The sequence below is a fragment of the Aeromonas sp. A04 genome (assembly GCF_047780465.1).
GTDB lineage: Bacteria > Pseudomonadota > Gammaproteobacteria > Enterobacterales > Aeromonadaceae > Aeromonas > Aeromonas bestiarum.
Genome location: NZ_JBLNHP010000002.1, coordinates 552,608 through 576,205, shown reverse-complemented (window position 1 = coordinate 576,205; position 23,598 = coordinate 552,608). Strand labels below are relative to the sequence as shown.

The 23,598-nt window shown below is 60.5% G+C and carries 25 protein-coding genes; 11 read left to right on the top strand and 14 right to left on the bottom strand.

The features are described 5' to 3' along the window. Nucleotides 1-16 precede the first annotated feature (16 nt). Nucleotides 17-928, bottom strand: coding sequence for a chemotaxis protein CheV (locus tag ACM3N8_RS10355; RefSeq protein WP_043137541.1), 912 nt, complete (start codon nt 926-928; stop codon nt 17-19). A gap of 222 nt (nt 929-1,150) precedes the next feature. On the opposite strand from ACM3N8_RS10355, the gene flgA reads away from it, so the two are divergent. The 3 genes from flgA to ACM3N8_RS10340 all read left to right on the top strand — a co-directional run bounded on the left by flgA (nt 1,151) and on the right by ACM3N8_RS10340 (nt 2,577). Continuing rightward, a complete protein-coding gene (gene flgA / locus ACM3N8_RS10350; RefSeq protein ID WP_290017956.1) occupies nt 1,151-1,756 on the top strand; it encodes a flagellar basal body P-ring formation chaperone FlgA in 606 nt (201 codons plus the stop codon). Nucleotides 1,757-1,843: 87 nt separating this feature from the next. Further along, a complete protein-coding gene (gene flgM / locus ACM3N8_RS10345) occupies nt 1,844-2,164 on the top strand; it encodes a flagellar biosynthesis anti-sigma factor FlgM (protein ID WP_042870570.1) in 321 nt (106 codons plus the stop codon). Then, a complete protein-coding gene (locus ACM3N8_RS10340; RefSeq protein ID WP_043137544.1) occupies nt 2,161-2,577 on the top strand; it encodes a flagella synthesis protein FlgN in 417 nt (138 codons plus the stop codon). The genes flgM and ACM3N8_RS10340 overlap by 4 nt, the downstream gene beginning before the upstream one ends. A gap of 65 nt (nt 2,578-2,642) precedes the next feature. On the opposite strand, the gene yfcE is transcribed toward ACM3N8_RS10340, so the two are convergent. Together yfcE and ACM3N8_RS10330 are read right to left on the bottom strand one after the other, a co-directional pair. Next, the gene (yfcE, locus tag ACM3N8_RS10335) at nt 2,643-3,185 is read right to left on the bottom strand and encodes a phosphodiesterase (protein ID WP_290017517.1); all 543 of its coding nucleotides are present in this window, start codon (nt 3,183-3,185) and stop codon (nt 2,643-2,645) included. Nucleotides 3,186-3,195: 10 nt separating this feature from the next. Further along, nucleotides 3,196-4,833 carry a peptide ABC transporter substrate-binding protein gene (locus ACM3N8_RS10330; protein WP_290017519.1) on the bottom strand — a complete coding sequence of 546 codons (1,638 nt, stop codon included), beginning with the start codon at nt 4,831-4,833 and terminating at the stop codon, nt 3,196-3,198. Nucleotides 4,834-5,073: 240 nt separating this feature from the next. Between ACM3N8_RS10330 and ACM3N8_RS10325 the strand changes: the two genes are divergently transcribed. Continuing rightward, nucleotides 5,074-5,973, top strand: a complete 900-nt coding sequence (locus ACM3N8_RS10325; RefSeq protein ID WP_043137548.1) for a DMT family transporter — start codon at nt 5,074-5,076, stop codon at nt 5,971-5,973. 138 nt (nt 5,974-6,111) lie between these two features. Here ACM3N8_RS10325 and rsuA read toward each other — a convergent pair whose 3' ends face one another. After that, nucleotides 6,112-6,804, bottom strand: coding sequence for a 16S rRNA pseudouridine(516) synthase RsuA (gene rsuA / locus ACM3N8_RS10320; RefSeq protein ID WP_043137550.1), 693 nt, complete (start codon nt 6,802-6,804; stop codon nt 6,112-6,114). 173 nt (nt 6,805-6,977) lie between these two features. On the opposite strand from rsuA, the gene ACM3N8_RS10315 reads away from it, so the two are divergent. Continuing rightward, nucleotides 6,978-8,174 (top strand): HD-GYP domain-containing protein, encoded by a 1,197-nt coding sequence (locus tag ACM3N8_RS10315; RefSeq protein WP_098983477.1) that lies wholly within the window; start codon nt 6,978-6,980, stop codon nt 8,172-8,174. Here ACM3N8_RS10315 and ACM3N8_RS10310 read toward each other — a convergent pair. Beyond that, entirely contained in the window at nt 8,171-8,359 is a 189-nt protein-coding gene (locus tag ACM3N8_RS10310; RefSeq protein ID WP_241326279.1) for a hypothetical protein, read from the bottom strand. The genes ACM3N8_RS10315 and ACM3N8_RS10310 overlap by 4 nt on opposite strands. Before the next feature lie 109 nt (nt 8,360-8,468). After that, nucleotides 8,469-9,119 carry a fructose-6-phosphate aldolase gene (gene fsa / locus ACM3N8_RS10305; protein ID WP_290017521.1) on the bottom strand — a complete coding sequence of 217 codons (651 nt, stop codon included), beginning with the start codon at nt 9,117-9,119 and terminating at the stop codon, nt 8,469-8,471. Nucleotides 9,120-9,247: 128 nt separating this feature from the next. Between fsa and ACM3N8_RS10300 the strand changes: the two genes are divergently transcribed. The 5 genes from ACM3N8_RS10300 (at nt 9,248) to ACM3N8_RS10280 (ending at nt 16,441) form a co-directional block, all read left to right on the top strand. Further along, nucleotides 9,248-10,144: a glycyl-radical enzyme activating protein gene (locus ACM3N8_RS10300; protein WP_290017522.1), complete on the top strand. Its 897-nt coding sequence runs from the start codon at nt 9,248-9,250 to the stop codon at nt 10,142-10,144. A gap of 4 nt (nt 10,145-10,148) precedes the next feature. Further along, on the top strand, nt 10,149-12,581 hold the full coding sequence (locus tag ACM3N8_RS10295) for a formate C-acetyltransferase/glycerol dehydratase family glycyl radical enzyme (protein ID WP_290017524.1): 2,433 nt from the start codon (nt 10,149-10,151) through the stop codon (nt 12,579-12,581). Nucleotides 12,582-12,676: 95 nt separating this feature from the next. After that, nucleotides 12,677-13,423: a DNA-binding transcriptional regulator YciT gene (locus tag ACM3N8_RS10290; RefSeq protein WP_290017525.1), complete on the top strand. Its 747-nt coding sequence runs from the start codon at nt 12,677-12,679 to the stop codon at nt 13,421-13,423. A 141-nt stretch (nt 13,424-13,564) separates the two neighbouring features. Beyond that, the gene (locus ACM3N8_RS10285) at nt 13,565-14,458 is read left to right on the top strand and encodes an EamA family transporter (protein WP_290017526.1); all 894 of its coding nucleotides are present in this window, start codon (nt 13,565-13,567) and stop codon (nt 14,456-14,458) included. Nucleotides 14,459-14,590: 132 nt separating this feature from the next. Continuing rightward, nucleotides 14,591-16,441 (top strand): extracellular solute-binding protein, encoded by a 1,851-nt coding sequence (locus ACM3N8_RS10280; protein WP_416016126.1) that lies wholly within the window; start codon nt 14,591-14,593, stop codon nt 16,439-16,441. Nucleotides 16,442-16,568: 127 nt separating this feature from the next. Here ACM3N8_RS10280 and ACM3N8_RS10275 read toward each other — a convergent pair whose 3' ends face one another. Further along, nucleotides 16,569-16,961 (bottom strand): DUF2750 domain-containing protein, encoded by a 393-nt coding sequence (locus ACM3N8_RS10275; RefSeq protein ID WP_042036410.1) that lies wholly within the window; start codon nt 16,959-16,961, stop codon nt 16,569-16,571. 94 nt (nt 16,962-17,055) lie between these two features. Then, nucleotides 17,056-17,613 carry a hypothetical protein gene (locus tag ACM3N8_RS10270; protein WP_290017528.1) on the bottom strand — a complete coding sequence of 186 codons (558 nt, stop codon included), beginning with the start codon at nt 17,611-17,613 and terminating at the stop codon, nt 17,056-17,058. 251 nt (nt 17,614-17,864) lie between these two features. Here ACM3N8_RS10270 and ACM3N8_RS10265 point away from each other — a divergent pair, with 251 nt between their 5' ends. Then, nucleotides 17,865-18,113, top strand: coding sequence for a TIGR02647 family protein (locus ACM3N8_RS10265; RefSeq protein ID WP_005320240.1), 249 nt, complete (start codon nt 17,865-17,867; stop codon nt 18,111-18,113). On the opposite strand, the gene ACM3N8_RS10260 is transcribed toward ACM3N8_RS10265, so the two are convergent. From ACM3N8_RS10260 to astE, 6 genes are all read right to left on the bottom strand, one after another. After that, complete coding sequence (locus ACM3N8_RS10260) at nt 18,100-18,405, bottom strand: hypothetical protein (RefSeq protein ID WP_098983464.1); 306 nt, start codon at nt 18,403-18,405, stop codon at nt 18,100-18,102. The genes ACM3N8_RS10265 and ACM3N8_RS10260 overlap by 14 nt on opposite strands. A 106-nt stretch (nt 18,406-18,511) precedes the next feature. Then, a complete protein-coding gene (locus ACM3N8_RS10255) occupies nt 18,512-18,721 on the bottom strand; it encodes a cold-shock protein (RefSeq protein WP_005331438.1) in 210 nt (69 codons plus the stop codon). A 205-nt stretch (nt 18,722-18,926) separates the two neighbouring features. Next, on the bottom strand, nt 18,927-20,027 hold the full coding sequence (locus ACM3N8_RS10250) for a dihydrolipoamide acetyltransferase family protein (RefSeq protein ID WP_290017529.1): 1,101 nt from the start codon (nt 20,025-20,027) through the stop codon (nt 18,927-18,929). Next, a complete protein-coding gene (locus ACM3N8_RS10245; RefSeq protein ID WP_290017530.1) occupies nt 20,024-21,007 on the bottom strand; it encodes an alpha-ketoacid dehydrogenase subunit beta in 984 nt (327 codons plus the stop codon). The genes ACM3N8_RS10250 and ACM3N8_RS10245 overlap by 4 nt, the downstream gene beginning before the upstream one ends. 102 nt (nt 21,008-21,109) lie before the next feature. After that, the gene (pdhA, locus tag ACM3N8_RS10240; protein WP_290017531.1) at nt 21,110-22,204 is read right to left on the bottom strand and encodes a pyruvate dehydrogenase (acetyl-transferring) E1 component subunit alpha; all 1,095 of its coding nucleotides are present in this window, start codon (nt 22,202-22,204) and stop codon (nt 21,110-21,112) included. A gap of 273 nt (nt 22,205-22,477) precedes the next feature. Next, entirely contained in the window at nt 22,478-23,503 is a 1,026-nt protein-coding gene (astE, locus tag ACM3N8_RS10235; protein ID WP_290017533.1) for a succinylglutamate desuccinylase, read from the bottom strand. Nucleotides 23,504-23,598 lie beyond the last annotated feature (95 nt).

Sequence of the window (23,598 nt, the reverse complement as noted above, 5' to 3'; positions counted from 1 at the left end):
AGTTTGTTCTTCTTGATTAGAGTGCGCCTTGTACGGCCTTGGCCAATTCATCCGGCTGGAATTTGGCAATGAAATTGTTCGCACCGACTTTCTGCACCATGGCCTGATTGAACACCCCACTGAGGGATGTGTGCAGAATAACATGTAAGTCCTTGAGATTGGGATTGTTGCGGATCTCGGCGGTAAAAGTATAACCATCCATTTCCGGCATCTCGATGTCCGAGATCACCAGGGCAATCTGATCCTTGATGGGGCCATTCTTGGCCATCTCCAGCAACATGTTGAGCGCCTCACGCCCATCCTTGGCCAGCACGCACTGCACGCCGATAGCCTCGAGGGCCCGTTGTACCTGCTTGCGAGCCACAGAAGAGTCATCCGCCACAAGCACGGGACGTCCCAGGGTCGGGTGATCCACGCTGGCTTCCACCAGCTCTTTGCTAACCTCGGTCGATACCGGCGAGATCTCGTTGAGGATGCGTTCAACGTCCAGGATCTCCACCAGCTCGCCATCCACCTCGGTGACCGCCGTCATGTAGTTGATGCGACCAGCCCCCTTGGGGGGTGGCAGAATGGATTCCCAGTTCATGTTGATGATGCGCTCGACCGAATGCACCAGGAAGCCCTGGATGGAACGGTTGTACTCGGAGATGATGATGAAGCACTTGGTCAGGTCCTCGATAGGACGCTTGCCCATCGCCATGCTGAGATCGATCACCGAGATGGTCTGGCCGCGGATATGGGCAACCCCGCGAATGCAGGAGTTTAGCTTGGGCATGACGGTCAAGGGGGGACATTGCAACACTTCACGCACTTTGAATACGTTGATGCCAAATCTTTGACGTCCATTGAGACGAAACAACAATAACTCCAACCGGTTTTGTCCCACCAGCTGGGTACGTTGGTTGACCGAGTCCAGAATACTGGCCATAAACACTCCCTAAAAACGCTTGGCACTAATCATGCATGCGTGTTGGCTTGCGTCAGACTATCGATGTCACTACAAACGAATTCTGAAGCAAGCATAGTTAAATATGGTGATATGCGTGAACAACTTATCGGCCTGCGAGCGAAAATGATTAGTAGACTTTTCCTCACCTTACTGCTGTTTTGCGGCATTTCTCACGCCACGGCATCCGAGGTGACCAGCTATCTGCAAGAAATGGCTCAGGAGTTTGTGCTCGGCCAGCTCGATATTCCGCTCGATGCCCAGGCACAGGTACAAGCCGCCTCCATCGAGGAACGCCTGCCCCTGACCCGCTGCGAAGAGCATCTCACCATCAGTTTCCCCGCCAGGATGGAGGTGCGTCGCAACACTACCGTCTACCTCAAATGCGAGGAGGATAAACCCTGGGATCTCTATCTGCCGGTTCGGGTCAGCATACAGAAGCCCTATGTGACCGTTTCGGCGCCGGTGGCCAAGGGCGACATCCTCAGCGAAGGCATGCTGACGCTGGCCTATCAGGATCAGACGCTGATCCGTGGTGACTATCTCAGCGATCCGACCCCCCTCATAGGCGTGCGCAGCAAGCGGGAGCTCAAACCGGGTCAGCCCATACGGCTCACCCAGGTCTGCGTGGTGTGCAAAGGCGATCAGGTCACACTCAGTGCAGAAAATAGCAGCATGCAAATCAAAACCATGGCCCGAGCCTTGCAAGATGGCAGCTTCGGAGACATGATCAGACTCGTCAATATTCGTTCAGGAAAAACGGTGCAGGGAAAAGTCAGCGCAGTCGGCGCCGTGGTGGTCACCTTCTGAATGTTTTAGGTTACTTTTTTCTAAAGTTCTGACGACCGTCACCGATAAACAGGTAAGCGAACAGCAAAGCAGACGAAGGTAAACACTATGGCTATCAACAATATCAACAACCTAGCGAACAATCGGTTGCAAAACACCGGTAGCAGCCAGGGTGCCAATACCAAACCAGCGACCTCGTCCCCCGACAACCGTGCGGCGACCGTCAAGACCGACTCCGTCTCCTTGACCAATGAGGCGCAGCAATTGCAACAGATGCAGAAAAACCTCAACTCAGCCTCTACCGGTAATGAAAGCCGGGTCGAGAGCTTGAAGAAAGCCGTGGCCAATGGTGAATATCAGGTCAACAGCGAGGCTGTGGCCAAGAAGATGTTCAGCTTTGAATCCAATCTGGACAAGCTGCTGGGATGATGGATTTACCTTCGCTGCTGCATACCCAAGACGAATACCTCTCCCAGATGCAAGGTTTGCTGGAGGAGGAATTCAACCTGCTCAGGCAGCACCAGGCACTGGCGCTGCCTGAGCTGGCAGAGCGCAAGCAGAAACTGCTTGCCGATATTGAAGTGCTGGATCAGACCTTGGCCCAGTTGCCCGAGCTGCAACAACAGCTGAACGCCTTTCCCGAGCAGATGCATCTTCTGCGTGAAAAGCTCGATGCCTGCCAGGAACAAAATGATCTCAATGGTCGCCTGCTCGAGCTCAGCATCGTCTCCAACCGCCGCCTGGCAAGCTTCCTCAGCAAGTTGCGCGATCGCAACTCATTGACCTATGACGCCAAGGGCAATACCCGCTCCGGTACCCGCTCATTCGGCATCAAGGCCTGACCTCTCCCTTCCCGTTTTCAGTTTTCCCTCACAGCCATCCCTGATCCGCACCTTCGTCACACACCTTACAAGGTCAGACGCAGCAAGGCCTCGCTATCTGCACAGGCATGGATGCTCAATACCCCGTCTTCATAGCGGCCATAGGTTGCCGCCAGCTCTCCCCGTGGAAAACAGATAGATCCCGGATTCATCAGCACCAGCTCCCCTTCCCGCTGCAACACGGGCATATGGGTATGGCCGCTGATGAACAGGCTGCCTGCTGGCAGCGGCACCGTTTCCGGGCGATAGAGATGACCATGGCTGACAAACCAGCGCCGGCCATCCACCAGCAACTGGTTGTAGGGGGCCATCATGGGAAAATCCAGCAGCATCTGATCCACTTCCGAGTCGCAATTGCCACGCACCGCCATGATCTGCGGCGCCAGCTGATTGAGCCGCTCGGCCACGGCGGCAGGGGCATAACCCGGCGGTACCGGGTTGCGCGGGCCGTGGTTGAGCACGTCGCCAAGCAACAGGTAGTGATCCGGCTGCCAGGCGGCAAGCTGGTCAAGTACCTGCTCCAGGGCACTCAGGCTGCCGTGCAGGTCCGAAATAATGGCAATCTTCATCACACGCTCCTCACGGCTGGCTGAAATAGAGATCCTTGGTGGCGATCGCCCCCTTGAGATTCTGAACGGGCAGGCCACGCAGGGTGGGATCCACCAACCGCATCTGGTTGTAGTGATAGACGGGAATAGCGGGCATCTCGTCCATCAGCAACTGCTCGGCCTGACGGTAGAGCCCGGTCCTGACGTTACCATTCAGGGTCTCCGAGGCCTGTTGCAACAGACTGTCAAAGGCCGGATTGCAGTAGCCGCTCTCGTTCTGGGGATCCTGGCAACGGAAGCTGTTGAGCATGGACGAGGGTTCCACGTAATCCCCGAACAGGAAGGAGCGGGCCAGCATGAAATCCCCGCTGTCTTTGGCCACCTGATAGGCGTTCCACTCCATGTTGTTGAGCGCCACCTCCACCCCCAGCGGCTTCCACATGGCAGCCACCGCCAGTGCCAGCTTCTTGTGATTCTCCGAGGTGTTGTAGGTCAGTGCCAGCTTGAGGGGATGCGCGCTGTTGTACCCTGCCTGTGCCAGCAGGGCACTCGCCCTGGCCAGCCGGGTCGGCTGATCCTGCAAGGCCAGCGGCGAGCTCAGCGCCTCATAGCCAGGCATGGTCGGCAGCAGTGACCAGGCGGCTTGTTCGCCCTGGCCGCTGACCTTCTCGGTCAGCAAATGGCGGTCTATGGTCATGGCCAGCGCCTGGCGCACCCGCACATCCTGCAGCTCGGGGCGACGCAGGTTGAAGGTATAGAGATAGGTGCCGAGCAGCGGCAGGCCCCAGATCCGCTCGGGGGTCGCCTCCTTGGTCTTCTGGTAATACTCCAGTGCCACCTTGTTGGTGAGCTGGATCTCGCCCGCCTCGTAACGCAGCCGCTCGGCATGCTGGGAGGCAAGCGGCAGATAGGTGACCCGCTGGATCCGGGTGTGGGCATCGTCCCAATACTGGACGTTGCGCTCCGCCTCGATGCGCTCGTTGGGCACCCAGTTCACCAACTTGTAGGCGCCATTGCTGACCAGCTTGCCTGGCTGGGTCCACTGCTTGCCAAACTGGTTGATGGCCTTCTCGTTGACCGGCACGAAGGGACGCTGGCTTATCAGTTGCAGGAAATAGGGCACAGGCCGCTCCAGGGTCACTTTCAGGATCTGCTCGCTCTCGGCCTCCACCCCCAGGGTATTGAGATCCAGCGCCCCTGCGTAGATGGACTGGGCATTGTTGATGCCGGTCGCCAGCAGCAACCCGGCGGAAGGTGAGCCCTGCGCCGGATCCAGCAGTCGCCGCCAGGCATAGACAAAGTCCTGCGCGCCGAGCGGCTCGCCGTTGGACCACTTGAGCTGCGGGCGCAGGAAGAAGCGCCACACCAGCCCGTCTTCACTGGTCTCCCAGCGCTGGGCCTGGGCCGGCACTATCTTGCCCTGGCCATCTTCGCTCACCAGCCCCTCGAACAAGTCCACCAGCACGACCTCGCCCGGAAAACCGGAGCGGATCTGGGCCGGGTCGAGGGATTCCGGCTCGGCGCCGTTGCCCTTGACCAGGGTCTGGCGGTCCGACAATACAGGCTCCTGGGACACAGTGGTGGCCTGCACTGAAGGGGCCATCAACAGACCCAGCAGCAAGGGAGAGAGCCAGCGACGGGCTGGCCGGGAAGCGGGGCACAAAACCATGACATAAACCTCGTTCAATTCACTTTATTTCAAGAAGGGGGAAGGCCGGCAGCGCGCCTGAATACGAATGCATGATGCTGCGCTTGTTATCCCCGAAGACGCCCCGTATTGTATCGGGCTTGCTCAAGAGATGGAGTCTTTCGGGCTATTTTTTTCTGTAGTTTTTTATGAAGTGCGAATGGCTGTCGCCGGTAACGGCCTGATGCGTCTTTCGATTTAGCTACATTTTCAGGAGTTGTTATGGGGTATGAGTGGCTGGCGCTGGCGGCGGCCAGTTTGTGGGCAGTGGCGGCCCTGATCTCCGTCAAACCGGCCCGTCACCTGGGGGCGTTTGCCTACAGTCGCTGGCGCATGTTTCTGGTCAGCCTGATGCTGGGCTCCGTCAGCCTAGCCACCGGCGGCTGGCAATCTCTCACCGAGAGCGCCCTGCCCCTGCTGGCATTGTCGGGCCTTATCGGCATCTTCGTCGGCGATACCGCCCTGTTTGCCTGCATGAACCGGCTGGGCCCCAGGCGCAGCGGCCTGCTGTTCTCCTGCCATGCCCTCTTCTCCGCCCTGCTCGGCCTCTGGTTGTTTGGCGAGCAGCTCGGTGGCTGGCGACTGGTGGGGGCCTTGCTGGTGTTTGCCGGCGTCATGCTCGCCATTTTGTTCGGCCGGCGTGGCGGCAATCAGCACAACGAGTGGGAACAGGTGCGCGGGCATCTCGCCATCGGCATAGGTCTGGGTCTGACGGCCGCCTTCTGCCAGAGCCTGGGCGCCATCATCGCCAAGCCCGTGATGATGAGCGGCAGCGTGGATGCGGTGAGCGCCTCCGGCATCCGCATGGGCAGCGCCCTGTTGGCCCACTGCACCTTGCGGGCGCTGCGGGTGCCGCTGTCACTGCCGCACAACCCCATCAACCGTCAGGTACTGGGGATGATTGGCATCAACGGCTTCCTGGCGATGGCCATGGGGATGACGCTGATCCTGGTCGCCTTGCGTCAGGGAGACGTCGGCATGGTGGCGATCCTCTCCTCCACCACCCCTGTCATTCTGCTGCCCCTGCTGTGGTGGCACTCGGGCCAGCGCCCTTCGCTGGCGGCCTGGGCAGGCGCCCTGCTGGCCACCCTGGGGACAACCATGGTGCTGGGAGCCGGGTAAGACGGCTCGACGTCAACGCAGGGGTTGAACACTCTCGTCCGAATAGGCTTGGCCAATCGAGCCTGCGACCAAGTTCTGCCCGTGGGTTCGATTAACCCCATGGCGCCGTAATCGACTCTCGATGGCCGGGTCGGATGACTAGAACTGGGCGATTTCCTCGGCCGTCAGCTCGCGGTATTCGCCCGGTGCCAGCGCGTCATCCAGCACCAGTGTACCGATCTGCTCCCGATGCAGCCCCACCACCTTGTTGCCGATGGAGGCAAACATCCGCTTCACCTGATGATACTTGCCTTCATGGATGGTGAGGCGGGCCTCGCACTCACCCAGAATTTCCAGTTGGGCGGGACGGGTCTTCTCGGATTCGTTGCGCAGGAAGACACCATCGGCAAACAAGGAGATGGCATCCTGGTGCACGGGGTCGGCCAGCCAGACGTGATAGGTCTTGGCACACTCATGGCGCGGCGAGGTGATGCGGTGGGACCATTTGCCATCGTCGGTGACCAGCACCAGACCCGTGGTGTCGAGATCCAGTCGGCCAACCACGTGCAGCTTGCCCATGGCGGGCTCGTCCATCAGGAAGAAGACGGTCGGGTGATCCGGGTCCTCGTTGGAGCAGACGTACCCTTCCGGTTTGTGCAGCATGAAGTAGCGATTGCGCTGATCCAGCGTCAGCGTGACGCCGTCAAATTCGACCTGGCTCTGCTCGTTGATGTGGAAAGCGGGTTGTTTGACCACTATGCCGTCCACCGTGACCTCTCCCTGCCGGATCAGCTTGCCCGCCAGGGACCGGGTCAAATCGGAACAATCGCAAAGAAATTTATCGAGCCGCATGCACAACCTCAGAGTCCATCAATAAAGGGGCGCCATTATATAGGCCGAGGCCAACAACTCCAGCACTAAGCGGTGGCGATGCAGACCATGTCGTCATGACGAAGCCCGGCGCGGGTGTTAGACTGCCTGCAGAGGGCCTAACGTTACGCATAATAATAAAGTCAGGAAGCCGTATGAAGTCGCACACTCCTCATCCCGTCATTCCCGTCAACCAGCTGCAAGCCGGCATGTATGTGATCGCCATCATCAGCCAGACAGGCGGCATGGAGATTGCCCAGATGGGGCTGGTTACCACCCGTCAGCAGATCGATGATCTGGTCCGGCGCGGTGTGCTCACGGTGCGCGTGGATCTTGCCCGCAGCAAGCTGGCCGGCATAGAGCAGATCATCTCCCCCGACCCGGCCGCCTTGTCCGCGTCATCCCAACGCCCGGCAGGCAGTGCCAACGGCGAGGGTCGTGAACTCAAGATCCGCCGTCTCTATCAGGAAGCCCGTGAGCTGCAGGGCAAGTTCATCCGTCAGCTCAAGGCGGGTGAGCCCATCGACATCACGCCGCTGGCGGCGGTGGCCGAAGAGATGGTGGACACCATGTTCACCCACGGCGATGCCATGCTCTGCCTGGCCAGGATCCGCGCCAAGGATGCCTACCTGATGGAGCACTCCATGAACGTGGCCATACTGCTGGCCAACTTCGGCCGCTATCTGGACCTGGATCGCAGCGTGCTCAAAGAGCTGACGCTGGGGGGCCTGCTGCACGATGTGGGCAAGATCATGACCCCGGACGAGGTGCTCAACAAACCGGGCAAGCTGACCGATGCAGAGTTCACCGTGATGCGCCAGCACGTGGTGCACAGTTACGACATCCTCAGCCATACCCCCGGTATCACGGCCACCATGCTGGAAGTCGCCGCCAATCACCACGAGCGGCTCGATGGCACGGGTTACCCCCGCCACCTCAAGGGAGATCAGCTCTCCCTCCATACCCGCATGAGCGGCATTGTCGACGTCTACGACGCCGTGACGGCGGATCGGGTCTACAAACAGGGAATGCAGCCGACCCAGGCATTCCGGATCCTGCTCAAGGGGGCCGACCACCATTTCGATCGGGGGCTGGTGACCAAGTTCATCAAGTGCATGGGGGTCTATCCAGTGGGAACTCTGGTTCAACTCTCCAACCAGCGGCTGGCCATCGTCATGCAGCGCAATCCTCATGAGCCGCTCAAGCCGGTGGTGAAGGTGATCTATCACGCCACCCAGCGCCACTACCTCGAGGTGCAGTGGCTGGATCTGGCGAAGTCGGGAGTACAGGAGAGCATAGAAAGCACGGTCGATCCCAAGGAGTTCGGCATCAGCCTCGCCAACTTCGTCTAGTTGGTGCTCCCCTGCCGGGACCGTTCGACACAATGCTGGATGAGAAACTCCTCATCCAGCGGTGACAGGTCAAAACGGATGCAGGCCTCTTCGATGGCCCGGATGTCGTGTTGATGGTGCTCGCTGAGCCAGCGCACGGCGCGGCGCAGATCTTCACCATGGGGCAGCAGGGTATGGTCGCTCATGAGGCACCTCCGGTAAGCCATCGACATCAGCCCGTCACACCGGGTTGTCTCTTATAGCTTAGTCCGCCCGCCGCCCCTCCTCTAGGCTCCCTCAATCCGGCCGCTGACCTCAGGCAAAGGCCCGCTGCCAATCCTGATCAAACTTCGCCAATGCCGCATCCACCGCGGGTACCTTCAGCAACTGCTCGGCCACGTCGAGCGGCAGTGTGATGGACTGGCAACCAGCCAGCAGGCAGTCAAGCGCCTGACGCGGGGTACGGAAGGAAGCCGCCAGCACCTTGCTGTTCGGCGCATGCAGCGCCAGCAGCCGTTGCAATTCCTGCACAGTGGCTATGCCATCGCCACCCTGGGCATCCAGCCGGTTGACATAAGGGGCGACATATTCAGCACCAGCCACAGCCGCCAGCCAACCCTGCAGCGGGGTGTAGACAGCCGTGCCCAGGGTCGGCACACCATTGGCGGTCAGGCTCTTGATCGCCGCCAGCCCCTCCTCACATACCGGGATCTTGATCACCAGATCCGGGTCCAGCTCACGCAGGGCGAACGCCTCGCGCACCATCTCTGTCTCGGTTTTGGCCATCACCTGGGCAAACAAGCGAGCCTTGGGGCCCAACACGTCACGCAGGGCGGGCAGCAGCGCCTTGAGCGGCAATCCCCCGGCGGCAGTAATGGAAGGATTGGTGGTCACACCGGCCAACGGCAGGATCCGTGACCAGCAACGCACTGCCGCCACATCGGCGGTATCGAGATACAGCTCCATCTCTAACTCCTTAACGGGATGTTCAATATGTCGCCATTCTAGCGACAAAACATCTGCGAATTGCTTGATCGAAAGCAAATCAACTTTCGAATGAAAGTAAATAGAATGAAAAAACAAAAGGAGGCGGTATGATTTTCGACCTGCAACGATATTCAACTCACGATGGCCCCGGCATTCGCACCCTGGTGTTTCTCAAGGGGTGCTCGCTGGCCTGTCTGTGGTGTCAAAACCCGGAAAGCCGCTCTCCCAAGCCGGACATACTACTCGACCGGCGCCAGTGCATCGAGGGATGCCGGCTCTGCAGCCAGACCTGTCCGGCAATCTTGCGTGACAGCGAGGGCATCCAGCTCACCCGTTCAGCCCTCAATGCCGAGGACATGGAACGGCTGCGCGGCCTCTGCCCGAGCGAAGCGCTGCAGGTGTGTGGCCGGGATGAAACGCTGGACACCCTGATGGACACCATACTGCGGGATCGCCCCTTCTTCGAGCGCAGCGGCGGTGGCGTCACCCTCTCCGGTGGCGAGCCTTTTATGCAGCCCGACTTTGCCGCCGCCCTGCTGGCCCGTTGCAAGGCACAAGGGCTGCACACTGCAGTCGAGAGCTGCCTGCATGTGCCCTGGCACCAGATTGAGCCAAGCCTCTCTTATCTGGATTTGGTGCTGGCGGATCTCAAACACGTGGACAAGGAGCGTTTCTTCAACTGGACTCGCGGCAAGGTGGAGCTGCCCATCGCAAACCTCAAACGCCTCGCCGAGCGCGGCGTGCCCATGCAGATCCGGGTGCCGCTCATTCCCGGCTTCAACGCCGACCGCGCATCGATCAAGGCCATCACAGACACGGCCGCCAGCCTCGGCACTGTGCAGGAGATCCACTTCCTCCCTTACCACACTCTGGGGATGGGCAAATATGCCCTGCTGGATCTGCCCTATCTGGCGCCGGACACACAGCTCGACGACCCCGATTTACTCAACTTTGCCCACGCATACGCCCAACGTCAGGGACTGACCCCTGTGACCAGAGGATAAGATCATGACCCAGCTCGACCTCAATACCCTCAGCCCGCGGATCCGCGCCCACAAAGAGAGCCTGATCCACATCGTTCAGCCGCCGGTCTGCACCGAGCGTGCCCGCCACTACACGCAAGCCTATCAGGCTCATCTCGCCCGGCCGCTGCCGGTGCGCCGCGCCCTGGCGCTGGCCCATCACCTCAAGGAACGCACCATCTGGATCAAGCACGAGGAGCTTATCGTCGGCAATCAGGCGAGCCAGGTGCGGGCGGCGCCGCTCTTCCCCGAATACACTGTGAGCTGGATTGAGAAGGAGATCGACGAGCTGGCAGACAGACCCGGCGCCGGTTTTGCGGTGAGCGAAACCGACAAGGAGATCATCCACGCCCTCACCCCCTTCTGGCGCGGCCAGACGGTGCAGGATCGCTGCTTCGGCCTCTTTACCGACGAGCAGAAAGCACTGCTGGAGAGCGGCATCATCAAGGCCGAGGGCAACATGACCTCGGGGGATGCCCACCTCGCGGTCAACTACGACGAGCTGCTCACGCTGGGTCTCGATGGCTTCAAGGCCAAGGTGGCCGAGCGGCGCAGTCGGCTGGATCTGGCGGATTGGGCCGATCTGCAGCGCGAGCAGTTCCTGCATGCCGTCGCCATCACCCTGGATGCGGTCAGCGATCATATCGGGCGCTACGCCACTCTTGCCCGTGACATGGCCACGATAGAGCCGGGCCCCGAGCGCCGAAGCGAGCTTGAGACCATGGCGCTGAACTGCGCCCACATAGCCCACCGGCCCCCCGAAACCTTCTGGCAGGCGCTGCAGCTCTGCTACTTCATCCAGCTCATCCTGCAGATCGAATCCAACGGCCACTCGGTATCGTTTGGCCGGATGGATCAATACCTCTACCCCTGGTATCGCCGCGAGGTGGAACTGTCAGGATCCCTGTCACGCCCGCGCGCCATCGAACTGCTGCAAGGGTGCTGGCTGAAATTGCTGGAGGTGAACAAGATCCGCTCCGGCACACACTCCAAGGCCTCCGCCGGCAGCCCCCTCTATCAGAACGTCACCATAGGCGGCCAGAACTGGCAGGATGGCGCAGCCCATGATGCGGTCAACGGCCTCTCCTACGCGATTCTGGAGTCTTGCGGCCAGTTGCGCTCTACCCAGCCCAACCTCTCGGTGCGCTACCACGCACGAATGAGCGAGGCTTTCCTCGACGCCTGCATTCAGGTGATCCGCTGCGGCTTTGGCATGCCCGCCTTCAACAACGACGAGGTGGTGATCCCCGAGTTCATCAAGCTCGGGGTAAGCGTGGAGGATGCCCACCACTACGCCGCCATCGGCTGCATCGAGACAGCCGTGCCCGGTAAGTGGGGCTACCGCTGCACCGGCATGAGTTTCATCAACTTCGCCCGCATCCTGCTGGCGGCCCTCGATGGCGGCCGCGATGCCACCACAGGCAAGGTATTCCTGCCCCAATCCCAGTCGCTGCGGGAAGGAACCTTTGGCCACTTTGACGAGGTGATGGCCCGCTGGGACGAGCAGGTGCGCTACTTCACCCGCAAGTCCATCGAGATCGACTGCGTGGTCGACAGCGTGCTGGAGGCGCAGGCCCACGACATCCTCTGCAGCACGCTGGTGGATGACTGCATCGAACGCGGCAAGACCATCAAGGAGGGGGGCGCCGTCTATGACTGGGTCTCCGGCCTGCAGGTGGGGATAGCCAACCTGGGCAACAGCCTGGCAGCCCTTAAAAAATTGGTGTTCGAGCAGGGCGTGGTGGATCAGCGCGAGCTGGCTGCCGCGCTGGAGCAGGACTTTGCAGGACTGGCAGGAGAGCAGCTGCGCCAGAGCCTCACCCATGCGGCCCCCAAATATGGCAACGATTTGGACGAGGTGGACATGCTGCTGGTGCAGGCCTACCAGAGCTACATCGACGAGCTGAAGGGATTGCACAACACCCGCTTCGGCCGTGGCCCCATCGGCGGCACCTACTATGCAGGCACCTCCTCCATCTCGGCCAACGTGCCGTTTGGTGCGGCCACCCTGGCCACCCCGGATGGCCGCCACGCCCGCACCCCGCTGGCGGAAGGGGCCAGTCCCTCCTCGGGCTCGGATCGCCTCGGGCCCACGGCGGTATTCAACTCCATCGGCAAGCTGCCCACGGCGGCCATTCTCGGTGGCGTGCTGCTCAACCAGAAGCTGAGTCCGGCCAGCCTTGAAAACGAGCGGGACAAAACCAAGCTGATGAGCCTGCTGCGCACCTTCTTCGAGGTGCACAAGGGGTGGCACGTGCAGTACAACATAGTCTCGCGGGAGACACTGCTGGCGGCCAAGGCCCATCCGGATCAGTACCGGGACCTGGTGGTGCGGGTGGCGGGCTATTCGGCCTTCTTCACCGCCTTATCCCCGGATGCGCAAGATGATATCATCGCCCGCACCGAGCACAGTCTCTGACGGGGCCCTCTCCATGGCGCCTGTGACGTCATATGATTGGCAAGCCACCCCACGGGTGGCTTGCCGCTATCCACCACCTTGCATGCGAGCGCACCATGAATCCACGCCACCAACTGATCCTCACTCTGGTCCATCAGGCTCGCAAGATGAGCGTGGCCGAGCTGTCCCGCCACACGGGGGTGTCAGAGGTGACGGTGCGCAACGATCTCACGGCGCTGGAGAAACAGGGGTTGCTCAAGCGGGTGCACGGCTCGGCCATGGCGCTGGAGACCGATGATCCGGATGCCCGGATGAACATCAACTACCTGCTCAAGGAGCGCCTCGCCGAGCGGGCCGCCCAGCTGGTGGAAGACGGCGAGACTGTCTTTATCGAAGGGGGCAGCGCCAACGCCATGCTGGCCCGCCACCTCGCCCTGCACAAACGGGTCACCATCATCACCATCAGCAGCTATATCGCCCATCTGCTCAAGGACACGCCGGCCCAGGTGGTACTGCTCGGCGGTCTGTTCCAGCACCAGAGCGAGAGCGTGGTGGGGCCGCTGACGCGCCTCTGTATCGAGCAGGTGCACTTCTCCAAGGCCTTCATCGGGGTCGATGGTTTTCACCCCGAGGTGGGCTTTACCAGCCGCGACATGATGCGGGCCGACGTGGTCAACAGCGTGCTGGCCAAGGGGATGACCAATGTGGTCATCACCGACAGCAGCAAGTTTGGCGCCATCCACCCCAGCCAGCTTGGCGCGCCGGGTCAGATCGGCGTGCTGGTCACCGACGATGCCCTGCCCGCCCCCATGCTGGCTGCCATCGCGGCTCGCGGCATAACCCTGCATTGCGTCACCGCCTGAACCTGTCATTGCGGCTCGCAGCCTAAAGCCATGCCCCGCCTGGCGGCTTGACGCCAGCCACCCTCTCAAGGGTATGCTCGTCCCCTTGCCGATCCGCCCGTGCTATGCGGATCGCCATTTCTCTGATGACAAGGAAGCTGAATGCAAACCAAGGACAAGTGTCTGGCCGCCCTGGTCATCCTCTGCTGGGGACTCAACTTCGTGGCGATCAAGTGGGGGCTGGAGGGGATACCCCCGCTGCTGCTGGGGGCACTGCGCTTCGTAGGCGTAGTCTTTCCCGCCATCTTGCTGGTGCCAAGGCCCGCCATGCCCTGGCGCTGGCTGCTGGCCTATGGCGGTGCCATCAGCCTGGGCCAGTTTGCCTTCCTGTTTTGCGCCATGAAGTTCGGCATGCCGGCGGGCATGGCCTCGCTGGTGCTGCAATCCCAGGTGGTGTTCACCCTGCTGTTCGCCATGCTCTGGCTGGGGGAACGCTGGCAGCCCCACCACTGGGTGGCGCTGCCGCTGGCGGGGGCAGGTCTCTATCTCATCGCCACCCATGGCGAGGGCAACCTGACCTTGCTCGGCTTCGTGCTGACGCTGTGCGCGGCCGCCTGTTGGGGCCTGGGCAACGTCATCAATCGCCAGATTGGGCTGCGTTATCAAACACCATTACCAAGCCTTATCGCCTGGGGCGGTCTGGTGCCCATACTGCCTTTCTTCGCGCTCTCCTGGTTGTTCGAAGGGCCGGAGCGCATTGCCAGCAGCCTGCTCAACTTCAGCTGGCAGGGGTTCTTGTGCGTACTCTATCTCTCCTTTGTCGCCACCTGGCTGGGTTACGGCCTGTGGGGGCGTCTGCTGATGCGCTATCCGGTGGCGCAGGTGGCGCCGCTCTCCCTGCTGGTGCCCTGTGTCGGCATGGTGGCGGCCGCCCTGCTGCTCGACGAACACCCGACCCCCTTGCAGTGGCTGGGCTCCGGCCTGGTGCTGCTCGGCTTCGTGGTCCATCTGCTGGGTGGCCGACTGCGCTGGTTCAAGCAAGAGACGGCACCTTGATGGTCACCCGGTTATTTTCCGCCCGCCATTGACCCGGCTGGGGAAAATTTCCATCATGAGCCAGTCCCCATCGGGACTGGCGTCACCAGAGCGTGACCTGCAGGAAGCAGACCATCAAGAGAGAGCATGGATATGCCATCGACAGCCTCAGCCGGGGTGAGCCCGGTCACACCCCTTATTCGTACTGCCGCCATCACCCTGACCCTGTTCTGGAGCCAGCTTGGCTGGAGCGCCAGCCTGCCTGCGGACCTCAAGTGGGAGAGCAACAACGCGGATCCTGTCTACGCCGATCTGGCCGCCAAACGGGGCGGCACCTTTCACACCTTTATGACCAGCTTTCCCCTGACCCTGCGCAAATTCGGCCCCGACTCCAACGGCGGATTTGCCGGTTATGTCAGGGAGACCAACCTGCCGCTGCTGAGCACCCATCCCGTCACCGGCAACCCCATGCCCATGCTGGCAAACGAGTGGGCCTTCGGCGCCGACAACAAGACGCTCTACTTTCGCATCAACCCCAAGGCGCGCTGGTCGGATGGCCAGCCCGTCACCGCCGGTGACTGGGTGTTTACCCTCAAGATGATGCGCAGCAAGGAGATAAGCGACCCCTGGTACAACAACTACTACAGCACCCAGATAACCGACGTGACCCGCTTCGATGACCGCACCCTGGCCATCACCAGCGGCAGCGAGAAGAGCCGCCAGGATCTGCTGGAGTCCTTGCCGTTCAGCCCGGAACCGAGCCACGCCATCAAGCTCACCGCCAACTGGGTCAAGGAGTACAACTGGAAGATATTGCCGGTCACGGGCCCCTATCAGCTCGGCGAGGTGAAGAAAGGCAAATCGGTCAGCTTGGTGCGGATCCAGGATTGGTGGGGCAACGATGAACGCTACCTCCAGCACCGCTTCAATCCGGACAAGATAGAAATCAAGGTACTGCGGGATCAGAACATCGCCTGGCAGCATTTCTTGCGCGGCGAGCTGGATACCTTCCCGCTGGTCATGCCCAACTGGTGGCACGACAAGACCAAAACCGCCGAATTCGAGAAGGGTTATATCGAGCGGCGCTGGTTCTACAACCAGACTCCCCAATCCCCCATGGGACTCTATCTCAACACAGCCGACCCGCTGCTGAAGGATATCAATGTGCGGCTCGGCATCCAGCATGCCCTCAACCTCGACAAGATGCTCGCCACCCTGCTGCGGGGGGATTACCAGCGCCTCAACAGCTATGGATCTGGCCAGGGCGCCTTCACCAACACTGAGCTCAAGGCTCGCCCGTTCGATCCCCAACTTGCGCGCAACTACTTCGCCAAGGCCGGTTTCACCAACGCTGGACCGGATGGCACCCTGCAAAACGAGCGGGGGCAGCCGTTGACCCTGAGCATCACCTACACCATTGCGGAGCATGCCCAACGCCTCACCCTGCTGCGAGAAGAGGCCAAGAAGGCGGGGCTCAATCTCGAACTCAACCTGATGGATGCCTCCGCCGGCTTCAAGTCCATGCTGGAGAAGAAGCACCAGAGTGCCTGGATGGGCTGGAGCTCCGGCCGCTACCCCGCCTATTGGGAGCATTTTCACAAGGTCAATGCCAACAAGCCCCAGACCAACAACATCATGAACATAGATGACGAGGCCATCACGGCACTGGTGGAGCAGTACGACAAGGAGTTCGATTTTGCCAAAAAGGCGGCCCTCTCACGGCAGATCCAGCAGCGGCTCTATGAGCTGGCCAGCTTCGTGCCCACCTATCAGGTGCCCTATACCCGGGAAGGGGCCTGGCGCTGGATAAAACTGCCCAAGGTGCCGGCGACCCCCAAGAGCGAGCTGCTCTACTGGCCGCTCGATGGCGGAAATAGCGGCTACAGCTATGGCGGCCTGTTCTGGATTGACGAGCAAGCGAAGGCAGAAACCAGGACGGCCATCGAGAGCGGCAAGACCTTCCCCGCCGTCACCCTGACAGACACAAGCTACCAGCAGCGCTGAGGCGGCTCGCCCTGTCATGGCCTAGTCCCCAAAAGGGCACAGCCCATCGGGGCCGAAAACAAAAGACCCCGCACGTTGGCGGGGTCTTTTTATTGCAACCAGGGTTGCAAAGGAAGCTCAGGAGCGATCAGGCGCGCTTGGCCTGCTTCTCGGCAATGGCGTCGGCCACGTCGGCCGGTTCCAGCACTATGCCTTCCTGATCCGGGGTCGGGAACACGGCAACACACAGCTCGTCCTGCTCCATGCCGTCGACCCAGCGCTCCAGCCACACCTTGAGGGTGATGGACTGCGGCTTGCACTCGGCCCACTCACCCTCGGCCCACGCCTGGGCGTACTCGGGGTGTGGCCATACCGGGATGCAATCTTCATCGTCTGTGGTCAGCATCATGACGCCGTGCTCGTCGGTCAGGACGAACAGCTCTTCGTGCTCGACCAGCTTGCTGATGAAGTGCTCGTAGCGGTAGTCGGCGTTCAGTTGCAGCGCAGCATTGCGCTCGGTTTCGCTCAATTCATAGCTCATTGGCCAAGTCTCTCTTTCAATAAAGGGCGCCATGTTCACATCTTGCTGGCGGCTTGTCCAGTATGAGAGATCGGTCACCTATTTTTCGCCGATATCAACCCAGTTCAGGCGTCACCAGGGTGATCTCCACCGTCTCGCAGCAACGCTGGCGCAACCAGTAGGCAGATTCCACCTCGACGAAGCAGAGTTGATCCCGTCCCGCCTGCACGCCCTGCATGATCTGCTCGAACCGCAACTGCTGTTGCTGCTCCCAGGCGCTGGCCAGTTTGCTGCCATGGGCCTCGTCCACCACCTCGCGGCGCAGCTCGAACAGGTTATCGGTGATCGGGCTGTTTATCTTGGCCGGGCCATGCCAGTACATCAGCAGGTTGTCCATCATCTCGGTGTCATAGTTGGCAAGGGCATCCTGCTCGGGGGTCGCCCCGACATCGCTGGCGGCAAAGTCACACCAGCCCGCCGTCAACGGCGCCAGGGTTTGCGCAGCCGCCCCCTTGCCATGCTGACGCAAGGCAGCCACATCAGTGCCCTTGATCGCGGGCAGCCAGACATCGCCCTGATGCTGGTCGAGCAGCGGCAGCAACAGGGAGGTGGGATAAACAGGGAAACGGGGGCCAAGAGAGTGGAGCAGTGATACTAGCGTGATCTTTACCATGAGGGGCGCCTTGAACTGGAAGGCCGATATGCTGTGCTCGGCCAGAAAGACAAAGGAGGGCCCTATCCTATCATGTTTGAAGGCTAGCAAGCGGACTCACATTTTCACGGCTCAAATCGGAGGGCAATGCCCAAAAAAACAGCGTTCAGGCAGGGTGGCGCCAGAGAAAGCCCAATAGTTTGAACCAGCGCCCACTAAAGTGGATCCGGGAATGCTAGTTTGCATACATCTTTAGCGTAAGGAGTGCATTCATGATTGGGATCGACCAGATTTCTAACGACTTTGTAAACGACTTGAAAATACTGGCATGCTTTGATCCGGCCAACATGAGCCTGGGGATCAAGTTGCGCAGTGACATGTCCGACGAGCTGTGCCAGGCGGCAGTACGCCTGCATCAGCAAGGTCTCATCAGCGCAGAAGATGGCGGCTACCTGACTCCTTTTGGCATGACCATGGTTGAGCATCTGCAGCATCTGATAGTCGCACTCAAACCGCTTTGATCGCCTGCGGGGCCCAGAGTGAAAAGTTGAGCAACTCCCAGCGCGAGCCCTGCCGCAGCAAACAGGCAAACAGCAAAGGACCTTCGGGTCCTTTTACTTTGCCATCGACCATCCATTCACCTTCCCGTTTCGGCAAAGGTTGCGCCTTGATCTCATCGGGCACAATTGTGCTTCCCAAGCGAACTTGTACAAACTGCTGACACACGGCTTTCGCTTCCGTGGCAAAAGCATTCTGAGCCTGGGTATTGGTGGAGATGAGCAGGCTGGCGGCCAGCAGGAGTGATGGGGTCATGGTGATATATGGCGGCGAAAGTGAAGCCGATACTAGTCTAAAAGGCACCCATAAACAAAAAGCCGTGGAACCAGAGGTACCACGGCTTTCTTAAATTCTGTAAGAATTACAGAGCAGTTACGTTCTCAGCCTGCGGGCCTTTCTGACCTTGGGTCACGGAGAACTGTACGCGCTGACCTTCAGCCAGGGTACGGAAACCGTTACCGCTGATAGCGCTGAAGTGAACGAAAACGTCCGGGCCGTTTTCTTGCTGGATGAAGCCAAAACCTTTGGTTTCGTTGAAAAACTTAACGGTACCGGTGATCATGTTAGACATATCTATAACCTGTATTCAAAATAATTACTTATGCTTTTCAGCGGATAAAGCTCAAAAACGGGATTAACTTATGAACAACAGGAAAAGATGTAAAACATCATATTCATTGACATAACTTTCGCCCTTTCAAGCTGGTTTAGATTATACGTGGCTTTGGGGATTACGCAAACAAATTTGTGCCCTGCCGACGGCAGGGCACAAGGGTTTATAGCGCGGGTGCTTCCAGTGCCTGAACCAGTACCTTGAGGAAGCGTGCAGCCTCGCCGCCGGTGCAGGCTCTGTGGTCAAACGTCATCGACAATGGCAGTGCCCTGACCGGACGAGCCTCTCCGTGGATGAACACCACCTTCTCGAATAGCTTGCCGGCGCCTATGATGGCCACCTGAGGTGGCGTCACTATGGGGCTGGCATAGCGACCGGCGATGGCACCGAAGTTGGTGAGGGTGATGGTCGCCCCCTGCAGCATCTCCCGCGGCACGGCGCGCGCCTTCACATCGGCGATCATGCGATCCAGCCCCTGCCGGATGTCTGCCCCCTCCCGCTCAACCACGTTCTCCATCACGGGCACATAGAGCCCATGCCGGGAGTCTACCGCAATGGCGACGTTGACCTCGCTGAACAGCCGCCTTGAGAGCGTATCGCCGTCAAACCAGGCGTTCATGGAGGGCTCGGCACGACAGGCGATGCCGATGGCCTTGATGAGGCGTACCGTCACATCCTCATCCGACCGCCAGTGACGCAGATCCACCTCGTCGGTAATGCTGACCGGCACCACAGTCTGATGGGAAAGCTCCATCGCCTTGGCCATAGCCCGGCGCGAGCCCTTGAGGAATTCGTTGCCGCTACTTTGCTGAGCCTCGAATGCCGCCTGCACATCCTGCTCTGTCACCATGCCGGCGCTGCCACTGCCCTTGATCCGGTCTATGTCCAGCCCCAATTTTTGCGCCAGCAGACGCACGGCTGGCATGGCCTGTACCAGGCTGCCACCTGGGGCTATGGCACCCACCACGAAGTGATCCTCGATATGCTGCTGATGGGCACTGACCTTGCCCACGACTGTGCCGTCATCCTCGCCCCCTTCGAACTCCACCAGCGGCGCGCCTATGTGGAGTATGTCGCCCTCCTGCCCGCACAACCTGGCGATCACCCCCGCCACCGGCGAGGGCACATCCACCAGAGCCTTGGCGGTTTCTACCGACAACAACACCTGATCGACACTCACCGTTTCGCCGGCACTCACCTTCCATTCGACTATCTCGGCCTCGGCCAAGCCTTCACCCAGATCCGGTAATTTGAAAAATTTCATAGCCACTTCTCCATCAGCTGATGAGCCGCGTCCGCGATATCCTGCTCGGTGATGAGGTAATACTCTTCGTTGCGGTAGTAGGGCACGGCGGCATCCACCCCGGTGAGGCGCTTTGGCGGTGCCTTGAGGGAGGTCAACGCCTCCTCGGTCACCCGCGCCACTATCTCGGCGCCCACCCCGAAGCTGCCGCACGCCTCATGCACCACCAGCAGACGGCCCGTCTTGCGCACCGAGGCCAGAATGCTCTCCATGTCCAGCGGCTTGATGGTGGCAAGATCCAGCACTTCACACTGAATATCCTGCTCCGCCAGCAGACTTGCCGCTCGCATCACCTCCTGGATGCAGGCCCCCCAGGCGACCACTGTGATGTCCCGTCCCGCCCGCAGGGTGAAGCAGACGTCCAGCGGCAGGCCGACACCGTCATCCACCACGTCCGACTTCATAGAGCGATAGATGCGATCAGGCTCGAAGAACATCACAGGATCCGGGTCGCGAATGGCCGAGAGCAGCAAGCCATAGGCCCGTCTCGGACTGGAGGGGATCACCACCCGCAGGCCCGGAATATGGGCAAACAGGGCCTCGACGCTTTCGCTATGGTGCTCCGGCGAGTGGATGCCGGCGCCATAGGGGGAGCGGTAAACGATGGGACAGGAGAGACGGCCACGGGTGCGGTTACGCATCCGCGCCGCCTGGCAGATGATCTGCTCCATGCCGGGGAAGATGAAACCCTGAAACTGGAACTCGGCCACCGGCTTGAGCCCCTGGGTCGCCATGCCGACCGCTACCCCGGCAATCAGTCCCTCGGCCAGCGGCGTGTCGATCACCCGCTTGAAACCAAACTTGTCGCGCAGGCCGACGGTGGCGCGAAACACCCCGCCGTTGACCCCCACGTCCTCACCGAGCACCACCACATCGGGGTCGTGCTCCATCTCGTGATGCAGCGCCAGATTGATCGCCTCGAGCAGTGTCATTTCACTCATGCAGCCTCCCCGACGCGGCGTCATCAGCCACCCCATTCCCATTGCGTGTCATGTCATCCCGCCACGCTGGCTTGATGGCATCCTGCAGTCTCATCTCATCGATCATGAGCGTTCCTCCCCGGCGTGGCGCTGCATGCCTTTGGCGATGATGCGCTGGCGCTGGCCGCGATAATCCTTGGGTAACTCGGCAAACTGATAGTCGAGCAGGGTTTCCGGCGCCTGCGGGGCCGTGCCTTCATAGGCAGCCACGGCGCGATCGACCTCCCGGCTCGCCTCGGCCAGCAGCGCCTGCTCCTGATGCTCGTCCCACCAGCCCTGTTCAAACATGAATTGGCGCAGCCGCTTGACCGGCTCCCTGGCCCAGGCAGCTTCCACCTCGGCCGCTTCCCGATAACGGGTCGCATCGTCGGCCGTGGTGTGATCCCCCAGCCGATAGCTGATCGCCTCTATGAGGGTCGGTCCCTTGCCGCTGCGGGCGCGCTCGACGGCACTACGGGTGGCCTCATAAACTGCGACCACATCGTTGCCGTCGACCTGAATGCTGCGCACCCCGGCCCCTATGCCTTTCTGGGCCAGGGTGGGGGCGCTCGACTGCAACTTGCGCGGCACAGAGATGGCCCACTGGTTGTTGTTGATGATCATCACCATGGGCAGATGCCAGACTCCGGCGCAGTTGAGCCCCTCCAGAAAGTCGCCCTTGGAGGTGCCGCCGTCGCCTATGGTGACCACGGCGACGCGAGGCTGGTTGCGCAACTTGAAGGCCGCCGCTATGCCGGCGGCATGGGTGATCTGGGTGGCGATGGGCACGCAGATGGGCAGGTCCTCCGACAGCTCGCCATCGGCCTTGTAAAAGACACAGCCCCGTTCATCCCCGCCCCAATATTGCAGGTTTTTCTCCATGGGCACGCCCCGCACGTAGAGGGTGGGCATGTCCCGGTAGTAGGGCACATAGACATCCTGCTCCTGCATGGCGAGACCGACGCCTATCCCGACCGCCTCTGCTCCCAGATGGGAGGGAAAGGTGCCGAGTTTGCCGGTTCGCTGCAGCGCGATTGCTTTCTTGTCATAGCTGCGCACCATCACCATGTTGCGGTAGAAAGTGTGCAGTATCGCCTTGTCCAGCCAGGTCGGCAGTGTCGCGACCGGGCGCCCTTCCTCATCGAGGTAACGAAGGAAAGGGATGTCGACATGGGTCATAACTGGCTCCTTGCCGTTGTCAACGTCACCACCATGAGGTGACCCTTAGAATGTAAATAAGATGTTAACTAAAGAGCAATGTGATTTAACCAGGTAAGACCAGTAGAAACTTCTTTAATTTCAGAAAGACATTGAACTTTTCGGCTGAGCAGAGACGAAAAAGGGAGCCGCTTCGGGCTCCCTGTTCGGACGGTTGCGGGATCAATCCCACGAGGATGAAGGGGCGCCACCAGCCGCATGGCGCGCTGGCAGAGGGCCCCAAAAGGGGTCAGATCACTCCCACAAGCGGGTCGGTACCACCAGCAGCACGGTGCGCTGGCCTATGGCCACATTGGCGTTGGGGAAGACCACCGCCTCCCGCGTCTTTTCTACCGTGTAGCGCAGCTCCCCATCCTCGGCCAGCACGAATCCCTGGGGAAACTCGGTGAAATTGTCCACATCGCTGGCAAACAGGAAGCGAAACTGCTCCGAACGCTTGTTGATCACCCGGTCGATGGCAAAAATGGTGAAGTCATCCGCCTGCCAGGGCTCTAGCACCACCTCATCCTGGGTCACCAGCTCCTGCAACGCCTGACGGGTCTCGATGAAGCGGGTCATGTCGTTTTCACCAAACGGACGCACCTTGCCCAGCTCCACCGTGAAGGCATGGGCACCGTGGCTGTGCGAGCTGTAATAGCTGAAGGTGGTGGTGGGGCCGCTGGAGAGCAAAATGGTGCGCACCCCGCAGGCACCGAGGAACTGCACCTGCTCCTTGCAGTGCGGCCGCTCATGGGGGAAGGGGTAGACAGCAAACTTCTCGTGGCGCGAACCGCGAATGGCGGTGTGCAAGTCGTAGTGATAACGGGGCCGGGCCGGATCGGCAAAGAAGCGGCTCACATACTGCTCCAGGCGCATGGCGCGAATGCGCTCCTGGTTGCACAGCCCCTCCCCCTTGCTGTGGGCACCGGAGAAGAGCCGGTTCATGTTCTCCTCCACCTCCCGCAACCCCAGGTTCATGGCGGCCGGGTTGCCAAACAGGAACAGCACCCGATGACGGGCGCTGAGCTCACCGCTGAGCAACCGGGTCAGCAGCTGGTTGCAGATCTCGATGGGGGCGGTTTCGTTGCCGTGAATGCCGCAGGAGAGCACTATGTCCTTGCGCCCCCCCGGCCGATCCTCGGCCCCTTTCGCGGGTTCCAGGCAGAGCACGCCCGTATCCCACACGCTCACCCGTGAGCCACCGGGCAGGTCAAATGTGAAGGGCTCAAGCTGCCACTCATGGCGGCGAGTCAGGGCCAAAAAGTCATGCTGGGGAATCATCCATCTCACCCTTTTGTCAGGAACGCTATGGGCGGATTATACGCAAGGCACGGGGGCTTAAAATCAGTTTTTAAACAAATTCAAACAGTAAGGAT